The following is a 15,852-nucleotide window of genomic DNA, read 5'->3' as shown; positions in this document are numbered from 1 at the left end:
ACCGCGAGTGCAAAAGAGATCCCCCGCATCAGACGCGGGGGATCCGTTTCAGGCGTGTCGTGGGACCTTAGCCCAGAACGCGGTCGCGCTGTGCCACATAGGTGCCGGACGATGTGTTGATCCACGCGGAGGAGGATTTCATCGACGCCATGGCGCTGTCGTAGATCTTCTTGTAGAGATCGTCGCCCATGTTTTCCTGGTGCACTTCCATCGACGCCTTGCCGAAGGCATCCCAGACGCTGTCGGGGAATTCCATGACCTTGACGCCACCGGCCTGCAGACGCTGCAGCGCCGCACCGTTGTTGGCGAGGAACTGGCTCAGGTTCCACTGGTGCGCTTCGGCAGAGGCGATCTCGATCACCTTCTGATGCGCCGGCGACAGGCTCTCGAAGACGTCGCGGTTGGTCGCAACAGAGAGACCCGCACCCGGCTCGTGGAAGCCCGCGGTGTAGTAGGTCTTGGTGATTTCCTGGAAACCGGCTTTTTCGTCCGCCCAGGGGCCGATCCACTCGGTGCCGTCGATCGCACCGGAGGACAGCGCCTGATACACTTCGGAGCCCGGGATGTTCTGAACGGAGGCGCCCAGTTTGCCCAGCGCCTTGCCGCCAAGACCCGGCATGCGGAACTTAAGGCCGTTGAAGTCGTCGGGGCTGTTGATCTCCTTGGAGTACCAGCCACCGGCCTGCGCGCCGGTGTTGCCGCCGAGGAAGGATTTCAGACCAAAGATCTGACCCAGCTCGTCGTGCAGCTCCATGCCGCCGTCCTGATAGTACCAGTTCGCCAGTTCCTGCGCGGTCATGCCAAAGGGCACGGCAGTGAAGAACGCATAGGCCGGGTGCTGACCGACGAAGTAGTAGTCGGCACCGTGATACATGTCGGCCTGACCGGCGGTCACGGCGTCAAACACCTCGAACGCGCCGACGAGTTCGCCTGCGGCCTTGAGGTCAACCGTCAGCGCGCCGTCGGTCATTGCGGTGATGCTGTCGGCCACACGCTGTGCGGAGTCATGCACGCCGGCAAGGCCACGGCCCCAGGTGGTGACCATGGTCAGGGTGCGGTTGCCCTGCGCATAGGCCGGAGCCGCCAGCGCGGCGGATGCGGCAGCAGCGGAGCCGCCCATAGCAGATGTCTTCAGAAAGGATCGACGATCCATGTTCTTTTCCTCCCAAAACGTATTGGCCGCTCCGACACACGATTGTGCGCCCTTCCTCGCGCGGCCTTCTTGAAGTGGCACAACCCTACCCTGCCCGTGAAACATGTGAATACCAAGTACTACGTAGAAACGGCGATTTTTTTCACTCGGATCGCTGTCATTCACAACTTGGACCCACCCGTTCGGGGCGATCACACAAGGCCGACAGGTTTCCGGGCTTTGATTCCGCGCGCCAGTGCCGTAACGATTCGAAACGCACCCCGCACGCCCGCCCAAAGAGCCATATTCGGGACCACACGATGATCCGGCGCCTGTTTCGTCCGAACTACGCACAAAAGCTGTCACTGCTGGCCACCCTGCCCCTGATCGTGGCGGGCCTGTGCATCGCCGCGCTGGTGGCGATACAGTCCCGCTCGATGGCCGAGCGCGAGATCCAGGTGCTGGAGCGGCAGCTGATCGAGGCCAAGAAGGCCGAGCTGCGCAATTATGTCACCCAGGCCCGCAACGGCTTCATGCATATCTACGGCCCCGCCGCCCCCGATGACCAGGCCGCCAAGGAAAAGGTGACCCAGACCCTGAGCGCGATGATCTATGGCAAGGATGGGTTCTTCTTTGTCTACGACTACGACGGCACCAATCTGGTCAGCCCGCGCCAGACCGAGTTCATCAACCGCAACTGGTCGGGGCTGACCGACGGCAATGGGGTGCCCATCGTCGACACCTTCATCGACATCGCCCGCCAGGGCGCAGGCTGGCACAGTTTCATGTGGGAGAAACCCTCCACCGGCGAAGAAGCGCAGATGATCGCCTATGTGGTCGGGCTGCAGGACTGGCAATGGGCCGTCGGCACCGGCGTGTTCATCGACGATGTCCTCGCCTCGATCGCCAGCTCGCGCCAGGAGGTCGAAAATCGCGTGCGGCGCACCTTTCTCTATATCGGGGCGATCACCCTGGTGGCGCTGATCCTGGTCTTTGCCTCCGGCATGCTGTTGAACATTCGCGAGCGGCGGCTGGCAGATGCCAAGCTGAAGGAGCTGACCCAGCGGGTTTTTGATGCCCAGGAAGAGGAGCGCGGCCGGGTGGCGCGCGAACTGCACGACTCCATCAGCCAGCTGCTGGTCGGGGTGCGCTATGCGCTGGAGACCGTGAAACGCCGGATTTCGCGCGGCGAGCATGACGCGGTGGCGCAGCCATTGGATCGCGGCGTCGACGGGCTGGCCACCGCGATCACCGAAGTGCGCCGCATCAGCCGCGACCTGCGCCCCGGCGTGCTGGATGACCTCGGCCTCGGCCCGGCGCTGAAGGCGCTGACCGATGACTTTGCCACCCGCACCGGCATCGACACCGAGTTCACCACGGTGGTGTTCCGCAACCGTCTGGACCAGGAAGCAAAGATCGCCCTCTACCGCGTCGCGCAGGAGGCGCTCACCAATATCGAACGCCATTCCGGAGCCACCCGCGTCACCATGGATCTGCGCGGTCATGCCAAGGGCGCAACCATGCGAATCACCGACAACGGCAGTGGGCTGCCCCCGGAGCAGGCCCGCAGCGGCGCCGGGATCGGGCTGCGCAACATGCAGGAACGGATGGAACAGCTTGACGGCACCCTGCGCATTCTGTCATCTCGCAACGCCGGTCCGGGCAAGACCCTCGGCAAGAGCGGCAGCGGCACGGTGATCGAGGCCAGCCTGTCGCTGAGCCACCTGCTGCCCCCCGGCGACGAGGTCGCGGCCCATCGCCTGCCCTGACGCGGTCCAGACCGGGAGCGAGGAACATATCATGCAGAACATTACCCGCATCCTGATCGTCGACGATCATCCGATGGTCGCCGAAGGCATTCAGTCGATCCTGGAAAGCTATGCCGACATCGATGTGGTCGGTGCGGTCTCCGGCGGCCGCGAGGCGATCGCCCGGGCCGAGGATCTGTCCCCGGATGTGATCCTGATGGACCTCAACATGCCCGATGTCGGCGGCCTCAGCGCCACCGAGATCATCCTCGAACGCCGTCCCGAAACCCGGGTGCTGATCCTGTCGATGCATGACAGCCCGGAATATATCTCCACCGCCCTCAGCCATGGCGCGGTGGGCTACGTGCTGAAGGACGTGCAGCCCGAAGAGATCAAGACCGCCATCGACGCGGTCATGCGCGGCGAACAGTACCTGTGCACCGGCGCCGCCGGATCGCTGTCGCCCGGCACCGGCAGCAACCGCGAGGCGCTCACGGGGCGCGAACAGACCATCCTGCTGGAACTGGCACAGGGCAAATCCAACAAGGAAGTGGCTATCGCACTCGATATTTCGGTGCGCACGGTGGAAACCCATCGCAAGAACATCAAGCGCAAGCTCGGGATCTCCTCCACCGCCGGCCTCACCCGCTACGCGCTGGAACACGGCGTGTTGCAGGGCACCGGACGCGGCATCTGAGCCCGGTATCGGCGCAGGCGGCAGTGCGTCCCGAAACGGGGGCGCTCCCGCCCGTCGCCGGACCGGCGTGGCCGATCCGCTCCCGTTGGGCCCGGCGCCGGGCTGCCGCCCGGCGGCCCCTCCGTCCGCCCCTTCGCCTTTTCCCAAAAACCTCGGAGCGCGAGGCAGCGCCTCGCAACCGGCAGCGCACAGGCGCTGCTGAACCTGTGCGCCGCAGGCGCCCCGCTGAGCAACCGTCGCCCCGCCAGCGTTTCAAAACCCCGGCCCGTTCTTGGCAAAAATGTCCGAAATCCCCACCGCAGAGAAACAAAACGCCACACCACCCCTCCAAATCGGCATTTTTGCGGTTGACCCTCCGCGCCGCCGCCCATAATGTCGCCCCGGAACGCATGAAGGAGCCTCTGACGATGGCACAGCTAGTCGTAATCGTAGGACACACGCGCATGGGCCGGTGACGGTAGACCATAATCAAACCCATGCGCCTCCGATCCTCAAAATCGGGGGCTTTTTTATGCCAAACCCGCCGCGCCCGACGCCATCAAGATCGGCCTCGGGGCGACACAGACGAAAGACGATGTCGTGAACTGGAGCAAAGCAGATGACACGTGAAATGACCGGCGCAAAAATGGTTGTTCAAGCCCTCAAGGATCAGGGCGTGGACACGGTATTCGGCTACCCCGGCGGCGCTGTCCTACCCATTTACGATGAAATCTTCTTGCAAAATGACATTCGCCACGTGCTGGTCCGTCACGAACAGGGCGCGGTGCATGCCGCCGAGGGCTATGCCCGCTCGACCGGCAAGCCCGGCGTCGTGCTTGTGACCTCAGGCCCCGGTGCCACCAATGCGGTGACCGGCCTGACCGATGCGCTGCTGGATTCCATCCCGCTGGTGGTTCTCACCGGCCAGGTGCCCACCTTCATGATCGGCTCGGATGCCTTCCAGGAGGCCGACACCGTCGGCATCACCCGCCCCTGCACCAAGCACAACTGGCTGGTGAAGGACACCGACGCCCTGGCCGCCACCATCCACGAGGGCTTTCACGTCGCCACCTCCGGCCGCCCCGGCCCGGTGCTGATCGACGTGCCCAAGGACGTGCAGTTCGCCACTGGCAGCTACCAGCCGCCAAAACCCTCCGCCTCGCACTACCAGCCGGTGGTCAAGGGCGACATGGAGGAGATCACCGAGCTGGTTGCCGCCATCGAGAAGGCCGAACGCCCGGTGTTCTACACCGGCGGCGGCGTGATCAACTCCGGCCCCGCCGCGAGCCAGCTGCTGCGCGAACTGGTGGAGGCCACCGGTTTTCCGATCACCTCGACCCTGATGGGGCTGGGCGCCTATCCCGCGTCCGGGGAGCAATGGCTCGGCATGCTCGGCATGCATGGTCTCTACGAGGCCAATATGGCAATGCATGACTGCGACCTGATGATCAATATCGGCGCCCGCTTCGACGACCGGATCACCGGCCGCATCGACGCCTTCTCGCCCAACTCGAAAAAGGCGCATATCGACATTGATCCCTCCTCGATCAACAAGGTGATCCGCGTCGACATCCCGATCGTCGGCGACGTGGCCCATGTGCTCGAGGACATCCTCAAGGTCTGGAAGAGCCGCGGGCGCAAGACCAACCGGGCCGCGCTTGAAAAATGGCAGGGCCAGATCTCGGAATGGCGCGCGGTGAACTGCCTGACCTATGCCGGCTCTCAAAAGACCATCAAGCCGCAATATGCTCTGGAGCGCCTCGAAGCATTGACCAAGGGCCGGGATCGCTACATCACCACCGAGGTGGGCCAGCACCAGATGTGGGCGGCGCAGTTCCTGGGCTTTGAAGACCCCAACCGTTGGATGACCTCCGGTGGCCTCGGCACCATGGGCTATGGCACACCGGCGTCGATCGGCGTGCAGATCGCCCATCCGGATGCGCTGGTGATCAACGTGGCGGGCGAAGCCTCCTGGCTGATGAATATGCAAGAAATGGGCACCGCGACCCAGTATCGCCTGCCGGTGAAACAGTTCATCCTCAACAACGAGCGCCTCGGCATGGTGCGCCAGTGGCAGGAGCTGCTGCATGGCGAGCGCTATTCCCACAGCTGGTCCGAAGCGCTGCCCGACTTCGTGAAACTCGCCGAAGCCTTTGGCGCCAAAGGGATTGTCTGCTCCGATCCGGCGGATCTGGATGATGCCCTGATGGAAATGATCGAATATGACGGGCCGGTGATCTTTGACTGCCTGGTGGAAAAACACGAGAACTGCTTCCCGATGATCCCTTCGGGCAAGGCGCATAACGAAATGCTGCTGGGCGCGGCCGAGACGCAGGGCGTGATCCAATCCGGCGGCGCGGTTCTGGTCTGATCATCTGAGGTTTGCTTGCGAGGCGCGCCGCTCGCGCCTCGCCCCGATTTTTCGAGGAAAGGGACTGACATGTCTGCCCTACACATCAAAAAAGGTGCTACCAAGCACTCCGCCTATAACCTGCGCCCGAATTTCTCCGACGTGCAGGAGCGGCACACGATCACCGTGCTGGTGGAAAACGAACCCGGCGTATTGGCGCGCGTCATCGGGCTGTTTTCGGGCCGTGGCTACAACATCGACAGCCTCACCGTGGCCGAGGTCGACCACACTGGGCATCTGAGCCGCATCACCGTGGTCACCACCGGCACGCCGCAGGTGATTGAACAGATCAAGGCGCAGCTCGGCCGCATCGTGCCCGTGCATGAGGTCACCGACCTCACCGTGGCGGGCCCCTTTGTGGAGCGTGAACTGGCCATCGTCAAAGTGGTCGGCGAAGGCGAAAAACGCGTCGAAGCCATGCGGCTTGCGGATATCTTCCGCGCCAAAGTGGTGGATACCACGCTCAACAGCTTCATTTTTGAGATCACCGGCACCCCGGACAAGATCGATGCCTTTGCCGATCTGATGCGCCCGCTTGGCCTGACCAAGATCGCGCGAACCGGCGTGGCGGCGCTGTTGCGCGGCGAATAACGCCCCTTCTCCCGGGCGGCCAACATCCGCGGCCTGCCCCACCGGCCTTGGTCGCCTCAGACCAAGGCTGAAACCTGAAAAAAGCGCATCCTTTGATGCGCTTTTTCCATTTTGGTCTCCGAAATGCGTCCCATTGGGCTGAGGTCACTTTGACCCGTCTGTTGATGGCCAAGCCCTCGCGACAGAACGGTGGCGTCTAGAGCGGCGCTGACTTGCAGCCTATGCTCGTTACCAACGTCCCGCGATTGGCTGGGATAGCGCCACTCCCACAAACGCTCGTGCTGATGACATTACTCCGGGTACGACTGTCGCTGTGCCGCGTCACGCCCCCCTCCTCACGGCCCGATAGGGACCGGATGGCACAGGCGGAGCGGGTTGCCCCGCCGCACTCTGGCAGCGAGACGGTTGCGCCGGGAACAGCCCTTCAGGCCTCAGGCCCGCATGCGATCCGGGAAGGACAGAATCGTGGCGCTTTCGCGCTCCTGCCGCTGTGCCGGCTTGCGGCGAAGTTCGGACCGCTCCCCACGCTCTGGCACCGAGAGGGTCGCAACCTGTGCACCGCGATAGCCATTGCTGTCGCGTCGGTTCCATCGCTCTCCGGCCTGCAGGGCATCCGCAAGCGTGCTCTGGGTCTGGGCTTCCAGAACCATCACATTCTCCGCAATACGCATATTGCCCTCGTAGTGGGTCTCGAATTCCACAAGGTCTCCCTTGTTCGGAACACAGCCCTCCCGCGCCTCCGACGGACGCAGGTAATACGCCAAATCTCTTTGATCTTCACACCAGATAACCGCCTTGTTCTTGGCGGTATCGGCCCAGACGACAACCCCGATCATAGCATTCCCCATGCTTTTCCGACTCCATTGTGCGTCAATTCGGAAGTCTCAAACATCCCAAACTGTCGAATAGGGAATTGCAATTTGTGTCTGCATTGATACTATTAAGCGTCACATAGAGCTCATTTGCATCCAATTCGCGTCACATCTTGATGCAGTTCAGGGCCAGCCAGCATTTTGCGGAACAAACATGTTGAAACATAACCGATCTCCCGCCGAATTGAGGACAGTGTTCGGGGACAATCTGCGCAGCCTGTCCCGCGACTACCCGTCGATTTCGGAACTTTCACGCAGGCTGGGGATCAATCGCACACAGTTTAATCGCTACCTGTCGGGCGAGAGTTTCCCGCGGCCGGACGTGCTGGACCGGATCTGTAGTTTCTTCGATGTTGACGCCCGTATCCTGCTCGATCCCGTGCAGGCCCTTGCCCCGCCGCAGGGCAATGTGGTCCACAGCGATTACCTGAAGGACTTCTTCGACACCGGCATCACCCGCGTCACCGAGGATGTCTTCCCCTCCGGCTTCTACCGGTTCACCCGCCGCAGCTTCATCAGCGAAGAGAGCTTTGTTCTGGGCATCGTCCATGTGCACCGCATCGACGGGATCACCTATGTGAAGGGCTATGAGCCGCGCGCCGGCATGCGCTTTCAGGGGCTGTCCACCTACGGCCCCACCCGCGAATACCGCGGCTACATGACCTGTCACGAGGACGGCGTGGCCTTTGTGCTCAGCCGCCGCAACACGCTGACCTATTCCTTCAACTATCTCGCCCGGGTCTCTGCCGCCGAAAACAGTCTCTGGACCGGCTATGTCGCCCGCACCATCCGCGAAAGCGAGAGCGGCGAACGGGTGCTGCGGATGATTTATGAATATCTTGGCAATGACGTCAGCACCGCCATTGCCGCGGCGCGCGGATGCGGTTTTACCAGCGCACCGGACATCATTCCCTTCCACAAGCGGCTGTTGCAGCTGGGCACGCCGTTTCGCTGATGCGTCACGCGGCGCTGTCGCGCAGCAGCTGATAGAGATGCCAGCTGGAGTGCCCGAGCCATGGCAGCACCAGCAGCAGCCCCAGAAACCCGGGCAAGAGCGCCAGGAACGTCAGCACCGCCACCAGCACCGCCCAGCCCAGCATCTGCACCGGATAGGCCTGCACATAGGCGAAACTGGTGATCATTGCGGTAACAAAATCGATCTCCCGATCCAGCAGCAGCGGCAGCCCCAGCACCGTGATCATGTAGATCAACAGCGCAAACAAGGCACCGATCGCGGTTCCCGCCGCCAGCATGCTCAGCCCCTGAAACGTCAGGAACACCTCCATCGAAGTGGAGACATTGACCATCGGCATATGGCCGAGGAACAGCGCAAAGATCATGTGCCCCAGAAAGAACCAGAACATGAAGACCACCACGATTATGGCACAGATCGAGGGCAGCTGCCGCCCGCTCTGCGCCAGAATGACGCCAAAGATACCCCGCGCATCCAGCGCCTGCCCCTGCTCCAGACGGTGCGAGACCTCGTAAAGGCCCACCGCCGCAAAGGGCCCGATCAGAGGAAAGCCGATCGCCGCCAGCACCAGCCAGTAGCTGGTTTCGGTCTGCAGCGTGATCCAGGCCATGACCCAGCCGGCAAGCACATAGACCCCTGCAAACATCAGCCCGTACCGGGGGCAGTTGCGGAAATCCGTCCAGCCGCTGACCAGGGCCTGGCGCAGGGTTGCTTTGGTCACCGGCCCAAGCGCCGGCACCCCCGCTGGCCGCGGGTCGGTCTGAACTGCTCCGGTTGTCTCTGTCATCCTTGCCTCCGCCCGTTGCTGATGCCGCACGCTTAGCCCTCGGTCCCTGTCAGGATGCCGCGGCATGATAGGCCGCAGCAAGTCCCAATAGTTGCGCGTCGCTGTTGTGCGCGCCGATGATCTGCATCCCCATGGGCAGGCCCGCCGCCCCCCGGCCTGCGGGCACAGCCAGGGCCGGCAGGCCGATCAGGCTTGCCGGCACCACAACCTCCATCCAGCGATGGTAGCTGTCCATCTCCACCCCGGCAATCTGCTGCGGATGGGTCCAGTCGACGGGAAACGGCCAGCACTGGGCCGTGGGCAGCAGCACCGCGTCATATTGCGCGAACATCCGGGCCGCGGCGCGCATCCATGCCGCACGCAGATCCGACGCCGCCTGGATCTCCGCTGCCGCAAAGGACATCCCGCGCTCCAGCTCCCAGCAGGCGGCCGCTTTCAACTGGTCGCGCTGCGCCAGAAGCGGTCGCAGCCCGGCCGCCACCGCAAAGGAGCGCAGCGTGGTCCAGCTCTGCCAGAGCTTCTCGGCCGGAAACGGCGATGCAACCCGCGTGACGCTGTGCCCCAGCGCTTCGAACCGCGCCAGCGCCGCCTCGCAGGTCTCCAGCACCCCGGGCTCCATCGGGTAGGCCCCGCCCCAGTCTCCCAGCCACCCCAGTCGCAGCGGCGCATCACTGCGCAGAGGCTGCACGGGCCGCGCCCCCCTGTGCAGCGGCAATCTGGCGTCCCCGCCCGCCATCACATCCAGCAACAGCGCCAGATCCGCCGGGGTGCGCGCCATCGGACCGTTGGTGGACAGCGGATGCAGGAACATGTCTCCCGCGGGCTCCGACGGCACCCAGCCCCAGGTCGGACGCAGGCCGTAGACCGCGTTCCAACCGGCCGGATTGCGCAGCGACCCCATCATGTCGGAGCCATCCGCCAGCGGCACCATGCCCGCTGCCAGCGCCACCGCCGCCCCGCCCGAGGACCCGCCTGCCGACCGCGTCGGATCGATCACGTTGCCGGTCGGGCCATAGACCGGATTGTAGGTATGCGACCCGAGGCCAAACTCCGGAGTGTTGGTCTTGCCGATGACGATCACCCCGGCCGCCCGCAGCCGCGCGACAAAGATGTCGTCCGTCTCCGCCACCTGCCCGGCCAGGATCGGCGATCCCTGAGAGGTAACCAGCCCCCGTGCGTTGGCCAGATCCTTGATCGCCATCGGGATGCCGTGCAGCGCGCCGCGCTCTGCCACCGGCACCGCGTCCGCCGCCCGGGCCTCTGCCATCAGATCCTCGGCCGGGCGCAGCGCGACAATGGCGTTCAGCTCCGGATTGCGTTCGGAAATCCGCGCAAGCGTCGCCTCCATGAGTGTCTCGGCCCGCAGCGCCCCGTTTTGCAAGTCCTGCACAAGCGCGGTGGCCGTCCTGTCGCAAAGCATGATCGCACTCTCCTCCTGATCCTGGCCTCCTGATCCTGGCCTCCTGATCCTGCCGAAACCAAGCCTAGGGTGCGGATAACCATCTGGAAAGCCCCGAAACTCTCCGGGCCCACCCCGGGTCCTGTCGGATGTCCGATCTCCCCGCGCGCCCGCAGCCCGCCCGTAGGGCGGGCTGCCACGCCCAACGCCGGAAGGGCATCTGTGATGCCTGCACCGGGGGCGGGAGCCCTGCGCGCCAGCAAGGGGCGTTGGCCGTCAGGCCAACGTAGCGCCAATGGCCGGAAACACCCGACGGACCGCGCTGCCTAGAGACGGCACAACGGCGGACGCGGCCTGCCTTTTTCAGTTGCTGACGCGCCTTCGAACCATCCGGCGCCAAGAGCGATCAAAAACACCTCAAATCCGATCCAGGCATTTTCAGGTTCGCGACCTGCCAACTGCGACCAAAGCAGATGCGCCTCTCTGCCCATCAGAGCGTCAGATACCTCATTCGTCGTATCGCAAGAGGTTGCCGCGCCGCGCGCCCTGACGAACCTGCCAAAATGCTGCTCCAGCATGGCATGGCTGCGGGTGATCGCAGCCTGCTCCTCCGGCGTCCAGCATGCGGGCACTGTCAGCATGAAACCGGGTGGGGTTGCGAGTAAGCTGTCAGAGAAAAACGTGAGTTTCCCCTCACTTAGACCTGCTGCGAAGAACTCCATCGCCATACGAAAGCTCTGGTCTTGCGACAAACCACGGCTTTCTACCAATTCTTCGATCAAAGCAAGTACGCCCCCGGAAACGCAAAGAGGGCGTGTCTTATGCTCGGCGAGGTCATCCGGGTCTATGCCAACCTCGCGCAGCTCGTCAGAAGATATTCCTTCTTCCTGAAAATCACCCAACGACAAGCCCTGCTCACGAAGCGTTGCTGTCGTCTCAGGAGAATCTTGAAGGTACGCCAGCGAAGGCACCCACACGTCTCTACGAAAGGTGGCTTGAACCTCGGGACTGTTCAGCGTCAGCTGTGGAGTGACATCAGGAATGCGGATCGTGCAGACCTCCGGGCCGAGCACAATCCAGTCGCCTTGTTTTTCTGCAGATCCGTCTGCCAGAAGCCGCGCGCCGAGGGCCGTCAGTGCGTCCCCGTCAAACCCCGCCGCCGTCGCAGCGCCCGCGCTATGCGGGCCGATCACGCAGCCATCCCCCCCGAGGTGGGTCAACAGTGCCGCGTCTTCTGTCTCCGGACGGGGGGCACGATCCTGTGCCACTGCCGGAAGACCCGCTGCCAGAAGCAAGCATGTGAGTGTGGCCAGCTTCCGAGCAGATCTCCGCATGGCGTCAGTCTTCGCCCTGGGCGTCGGCGCGGCTCTTGCCGGCCACCTTCATCGCGAGCGTTGCCGCCATGAACCCGTCGAGGTCGCCATCCAGCACCCCTTTGGTGTCGGCGGTCTCATGGTTGGTGCGCAGGTCTTTGACCATCTGATAAGGCTGCATCACGTAGGAGCGGATCTGGTTGCCCCAGCCCGCGTCGCCCTTGGCTTCGTGCAGGGCGTTCACCTCGGCGTTGCGACGGTCGAGCTCCAGCTGATAGAGCCGCGATTTCAGCGCCTTCATGGCGATGTCGCGGTTCTGGTGCTGCGATTTCTCGGATGAGGTCACCACGATGCCCGTCGGTTCGTGGGTGATCCGCACCGCAGAGTCGGTGGTGTTGACGTGCTGACCACCTGCACCGGACGACCGATACGTGTCGATGCGGATGTCGGCCGGGTTCACCTCGATCTCGATATTGTCGTCGATCACCGGATAGGCGCCCACGGCGGCAAAGGATGTTTCGCGCGTGCCTTTACCAAAGGGCGAAATCCGCACCAAGCGGTGGGTGCCGCTTTCGGATTTCAGCCAGCCATAGGCGTTGTGGCCCTTGATCTGGTAGGTGGCGGATTTGATACCCGCCTCGGCACCGGCCTGCTCTTCCTGCAAGTCGACGGTAAAGCCCCGGCTCTCGGCCCAGCGCACATACATCCGCGCCAGCATCGACGCCCAGTCGCAGGCCTCGGTGCCGCCGGCGCCAGCCTTGATCTCCAGAAAGGCGTCATTGGGGTCGGTCTCGCCATCCAGAAGCGCTTCCAGCTCCTTCTTGGCGGCTTTTTCCTTCAGCGCCTTCAGGGTCTCCTCGGCGTCGGCGACGACTTCCTCGTCCTCTTCCATCTCGCCGAGTTCGATCAGTTCGACGCTGTCGTCGAGATCCTGTTTGATCGCCTTGTAGGTGTCGATCGCATCAACCAGAGACTGGCGATCCCGCATCAGTTTCTGCGCCGCTGCCGGATCATCCCAGAGGTTGGGATCCTCGACCCGCGCGTTGAATTCCTCCAGCCGGAATTCCGCCGTCTCCCAGTTCATCCGCTGGGCAAGCAGGTCGAGCGATTTTTCGATATCGGCCACGATGGTCTGGATCTCGGCGCGCATGGACATTCCTTGAAATCTTGTTTGAGAGTGGGTGATACCGCACGTCCGGGACCACTACAAGAGCGCGAGCAAGCGGGAATGCCCCCGCCCGCCCGATGCGCAAACCGGTTGTGTCAGTAAAGCCCGCCGGAGGAAACATCCCCAAAGGTGGCCTTGGGTCCAAGCACCGCCGTGCCACCGCTGGAGGTGGTGACTTGGCGACCGGACTCGGTGACTTCTTCGATCAGCGGCAGGTTCGATCCCATGCCAAAGCCGCCGTCATAGGTCAGACCAAAGATCGGCTCCTCGCCATCGCGGAAATACTCCGCCACCACATAGGCGCCGCTGGCATCATTCGGCAGCCGACCACCGGTGTAGCGGTCGATCTTGATGAAGTGGCCGCCGGGGGGCACGTCAAAGGGACCGCCGCCGTATTTTTCGGTCGCCTTGGTCATGAACTGCTGGAACACCGGCCCGCAGAGGGTGCCGCCGTAGCCCCGCCCGCCCTTCATCGGACGCGGGTTGTCATAGCCGATGTAGCAACCCGCCACGATATTGGAGGTGAAGCCCACGAACCAGGCATCGCGCGCGTCATTGGTGGTGCCGGTCTTGCCCGCGGCGGGCACCGGCAGGTTGATGACACTCGACGCGGTGCCGCGATCCACCACCCCTTTCAGCATCGAGGTCAGCTGATAGGCGGTGATCGGATCCATCACCTGTTCGCGATTGGTCACGATCTTGGGCGCACGTCCGGGTTCAAGTTCCGTATAGCTGCAATCGACGCAGTCGCGATCGTCATGACGGTAGATGGTCTGGCCGAGCCGATCCTGAATCCGGTCCACCAGCGTCGGCTCCACCCGCTCGCCCCCGTTGGCGAACATCGCATAGGCCGCCACCATCTTGTAGAGCGTGGTTTCCTCCGACCCCAGCGAGTTCGCGAGGAAGGTGCCCATGTTGTCATAGACGCCAAACCGTTCCGCATAGCCCGCCACAACCGGCATGCCGACCTCCTGTGCCAGGCGGATGGTCATCAGGTTCCGGCTCATCTCGATGCCGGTGCGCAGCGGCGTCGGGCCATAGAACTTGTGGGTGGAGTTCTTCGGCCGCCAGACGCCCTGCGGCGTGTTGATCTCGATCGGCGCGTCGATCACGATGGTCGCCGGGCTGTAGCCGCTGTCCAGCGCCGCGGCATAGACGAAGGGTTTGAAACTCGACCCCGGCTGGCGCTGCGCCTGGGTGGCCCGGTTGAACACCGAATGCTGATAGGAAAAGCCCCCCTGCATCGCCAGCACCCGGCCCGAGTTCACGTCCATGGCGACAAAACCGCCCTGCACCTCGGGCACCTGTCGCACCGACCAATGCGACACCGCATCGCCATCGCGCACCGCCATGGCATGAATGACGTCGCCGACCTCGAAGTTGTCGAAGAAATTGCCCTTCAGCCATTTGATGTCGGCGCGCGGCACGGTGCCCGTGCCTTCGACGCTCTCGATCCCGAGGGTCAGGGCATTGTCTGCCACTTCCAGCACCACGGCGGGCAGCCAGGCGCCCTCTTCGGTCAGGATGTCACGGGCCACATCGCTTTCGCTCAGGGCCGCGCGCCAGCTGGCCTCATCCGCCAGCGCTTCTTGCGGCAGGGTCACATCGGTGCCGCGCCAGATGCCGGTGGAGCGGTCGAATTTCTCCAGCCCCTTGCGCATGGCCCGGGCGGCTTCCTCCTGCATCTCTGCGTCGATGGTGGCGCGGATGGTGAAGCCACCGGTAAAGAACTCACCCTCGCCAAAATCGACCGACAGCTGGCGGCGGATCTCGTCGGTGAAGTAATCCCGCGGCGGCAGCGCCGTGCGGAAGGCGTCGAAATCGCCGTTCTGCACCGAGCGCAGCGGCTGGTCGCGCTCCACCTCATAGACCGCCTGCGAGATATAGCCGTTCTCTTTCATCTCGCGCAGCACGTAGTTGCGACGATCAAGCAGCCGTTCGCGTTCCCGCACCGGGTGATAGTCGGAGGGCGCCTTGGGCATCGCGGCCAGGGTCGCCGCCTCATGCGGTTCCAGCTCGCCCAGGGTCTTGTTGAAATAGGTCTGCGCCGCGGCCGTCACCCCGTAGGAGTTCTGCCCGAGGAAGATCTCGTTCAGATAGAGCTCCAGGATCTTGTCCTTGGTGAGCGTCTCCTCCAGCCTTGTGGCGAGGATGATCTCCTTGATCTTGCGCTCGGCGCGGCGGTCGCCGGACAAGAGGAAGTTCTTCATCACCTGCTGGGTGATGGTAGAGGCACCGCGCACGTTCTGCCCGCGCGATCTCACCGCCTCGATCCCCGCCGCAAGGATGCCGCGCGCGTCATAGCCCGCGTGGGAGTAGAAGTTCTTGTCCTCTGCCGAGATGAACGCCTGTTTCACCAGCGCCGGGATCTCGTTCGAGGGTGTGAACAGCCGGCGTTCCTTGGCAAATTCGTCGATCAGCTGCCCCTCGCCGGAATAGATCCGGCTGATGGTCGGCGGCTGGTACTGTGCCAGCGACTCATGGCTGGGCAGATCGCGCCCGTAGACCCAGAAGATCGCCCCGATCGACAGCGCCATGACCCCGATTCCAAGGGTAATGGTACTGAAAATCGCTCCAAGGATGGACAGTATGAATCTAAGCACAGTGTGGGCCTCTCTCGCACGGTGCGCCCTATATAGGCGCCAACATGACAAGGGTCAAAACGTGATCGCAGGCGCGCAGAGACGCACCGGCGGATGGGGTGGCGGACAGCATAGCAGACCCGCGCGGGGCTGTATGCTCACAATCCGATGTGTGTCCGCGACCGGCAAAAACCAGCGGGC

Annotated in this window: 12 protein-coding genes; 5 read left to right on the top strand and 7 right to left on the bottom strand. The window is 63.5% G+C overall.

From position 1 onward, the window contains the following. Positions 1-67 precede the first annotated feature (67 nt). A complete protein-coding gene (locus tag MHM88_RS00155; RefSeq protein ID WP_239358851.1) occupies positions 68-1,153 on the bottom strand; it encodes a TRAP transporter substrate-binding protein in 1,086 nt (361 codons plus the stop codon). 299 nt (positions 1,154-1,452) lie between these two features. On the opposite strand from MHM88_RS00155, the gene MHM88_RS00150 reads away from it, so the two are divergent. The 4 genes from MHM88_RS00150 to ilvN all read left to right on the top strand — a co-directional run bounded on the left by MHM88_RS00150 (position 1,453) and on the right by ilvN (position 6,557). Beyond that, on the top strand, positions 1,453-2,901 hold the full coding sequence (locus tag MHM88_RS00150; protein WP_239358849.1) for a cache domain-containing protein: 1,449 nt from the start codon (positions 1,453-1,455) through the stop codon (positions 2,899-2,901). 31 nt (positions 2,902-2,932) lie between these two features. Then, positions 2,933-3,577, top strand: a complete 645-nt coding sequence (locus MHM88_RS00145) for a response regulator transcription factor (protein WP_239321927.1) — start codon at positions 2,933-2,935, stop codon at positions 3,575-3,577. A gap of 598 nt (positions 3,578-4,175) precedes the next feature. After that, positions 4,176-5,927, top strand: coding sequence for an acetolactate synthase 3 large subunit (locus tag MHM88_RS00140; RefSeq protein WP_239321929.1), 1,752 nt, complete (start codon positions 4,176-4,178; stop codon positions 5,925-5,927). A gap of 69 nt (positions 5,928-5,996) precedes the next feature. Then, entirely contained in the window at positions 5,997-6,557 is a 561-nt protein-coding gene (gene ilvN, locus MHM88_RS00135; protein ID WP_239321931.1) for an acetolactate synthase small subunit, read from the top strand. 431 nt (positions 6,558-6,988) lie between these two features. Here ilvN and MHM88_RS00130 read toward each other — a convergent pair whose 3' ends face one another. Next, entirely contained in the window at positions 6,989-7,405 is a 417-nt protein-coding gene (locus MHM88_RS00130; RefSeq protein WP_239321933.1) for a hypothetical protein, read from the bottom strand. Between the two features lie 178 nt (positions 7,406-7,583). Here MHM88_RS00130 and MHM88_RS00125 point away from each other — a divergent pair, with 178 nt between their 5' ends. Continuing rightward, complete coding sequence (locus tag MHM88_RS00125) at positions 7,584-8,384, top strand: helix-turn-helix domain-containing protein (RefSeq protein WP_239321935.1); 801 nt, start codon at positions 7,584-7,586, stop codon at positions 8,382-8,384. Positions 8,385-8,388: 4 nt separating this feature from the next. On the opposite strand, the gene MHM88_RS00120 is transcribed toward MHM88_RS00125, so the two are convergent. From MHM88_RS00120 to MHM88_RS00100, 5 genes are all read right to left on the bottom strand, one after another. Continuing rightward, the gene (locus tag MHM88_RS00120; protein WP_239358847.1) at positions 8,389-9,189 is read right to left on the bottom strand and encodes a DUF2189 domain-containing protein; all 801 of its coding nucleotides are present in this window, start codon (positions 9,187-9,189) and stop codon (positions 8,389-8,391) included. 49 nt (positions 9,190-9,238) lie between these two features. Then, a complete protein-coding gene (locus tag MHM88_RS00115) occupies positions 9,239-10,609 on the bottom strand; it encodes an amidase (protein WP_239358845.1) in 1,371 nt (456 codons plus the stop codon). Between the two features lie 305 nt (positions 10,610-10,914). Next, complete coding sequence (locus MHM88_RS00110) at positions 10,915-11,781, bottom strand: hypothetical protein (RefSeq protein WP_239358843.1); 867 nt, start codon at positions 11,779-11,781, stop codon at positions 10,915-10,917. 145 nt (positions 11,782-11,926) lie between these two features. Beyond that, the gene (gene prfB, locus MHM88_RS00105) at positions 11,927-13,051 is read right to left on the bottom strand and encodes a peptide chain release factor 2 (RefSeq protein WP_239321943.1); all 1,125 of its coding nucleotides are present in this window, start codon (positions 13,049-13,051) and stop codon (positions 11,927-11,929) included. Positions 13,052-13,164: 113 nt separating this feature from the next. Then, positions 13,165-15,672 (bottom strand): PBP1A family penicillin-binding protein, encoded by a 2,508-nt coding sequence (locus MHM88_RS00100; RefSeq protein WP_239358841.1) that lies wholly within the window; start codon positions 15,670-15,672, stop codon positions 13,165-13,167. Positions 15,673-15,852 lie beyond the last annotated feature (180 nt).

This window comes from Epibacterium sp. MM17-32 (genome assembly GCF_022348205.1).
Classification (GTDB): Bacteria; Pseudomonadota; Alphaproteobacteria; order Rhodobacterales; family Rhodobacteraceae; genus Epibacterium.
Note: the sequence above shows the minus strand (reverse complement) of the source record. Positions and strands in the feature narration are given on the sequence as shown.

Excerpts from the sequence above, each read along its gene's own strand:
- MHM88_RS00155 (WP_239358851.1), bottom strand. The coding sequence starts at position 1,153 with ATGGATCGTCGATCCTTTCTGAAGACATCTGCTATGGGCGGCTCCGCT.
- MHM88_RS00150 (WP_239358849.1), top strand. The coding sequence starts at position 1,453 with ATGATCCGGCGCCTGTTTCGTCCGAACTACGCACAAAAGCTGTCACTG.
- MHM88_RS00145 (WP_239321927.1), top strand. The coding sequence starts at position 2,933 with ATGCAGAACATTACCCGCATCCTGATCGTCGACGATCATCCGATGGTC.
- MHM88_RS00140 (WP_239321929.1), top strand. The coding sequence starts at position 4,176 with ATGACACGTGAAATGACCGGCGCAAAAATGGTTGTTCAAGCCCTCAAG.
- ilvN (WP_239321931.1), top strand. The coding sequence starts at position 5,997 with ATGTCTGCCCTACACATCAAAAAAGGTGCTACCAAGCACTCCGCCTAT.
- MHM88_RS00130 (WP_239321933.1), bottom strand. The coding sequence starts at position 7,405 with ATGGGGAATGCTATGATCGGGGTTGTCGTCTGGGCCGATACCGCCAAG.
- MHM88_RS00125 (WP_239321935.1), top strand. The coding sequence starts at position 7,584 with ATGTTGAAACATAACCGATCTCCCGCCGAATTGAGGACAGTGTTCGGG.
- MHM88_RS00120 (WP_239358847.1), bottom strand. The coding sequence starts at position 9,189 with ATGACAGAGACAACCGGAGCAGTTCAGACCGACCCGCGGCCAGCGGGG.
- MHM88_RS00115 (WP_239358845.1), bottom strand. The coding sequence starts at position 10,609 with ATGCTTTGCGACAGGACGGCCACCGCGCTTGTGCAGGACTTGCAAAAC.
- prfB (WP_239321943.1), bottom strand. The coding sequence starts at position 13,051 with ATGCGCGCCGAGATCCAGACCATCGTGGCCGATATCGAAAAATCGCTC.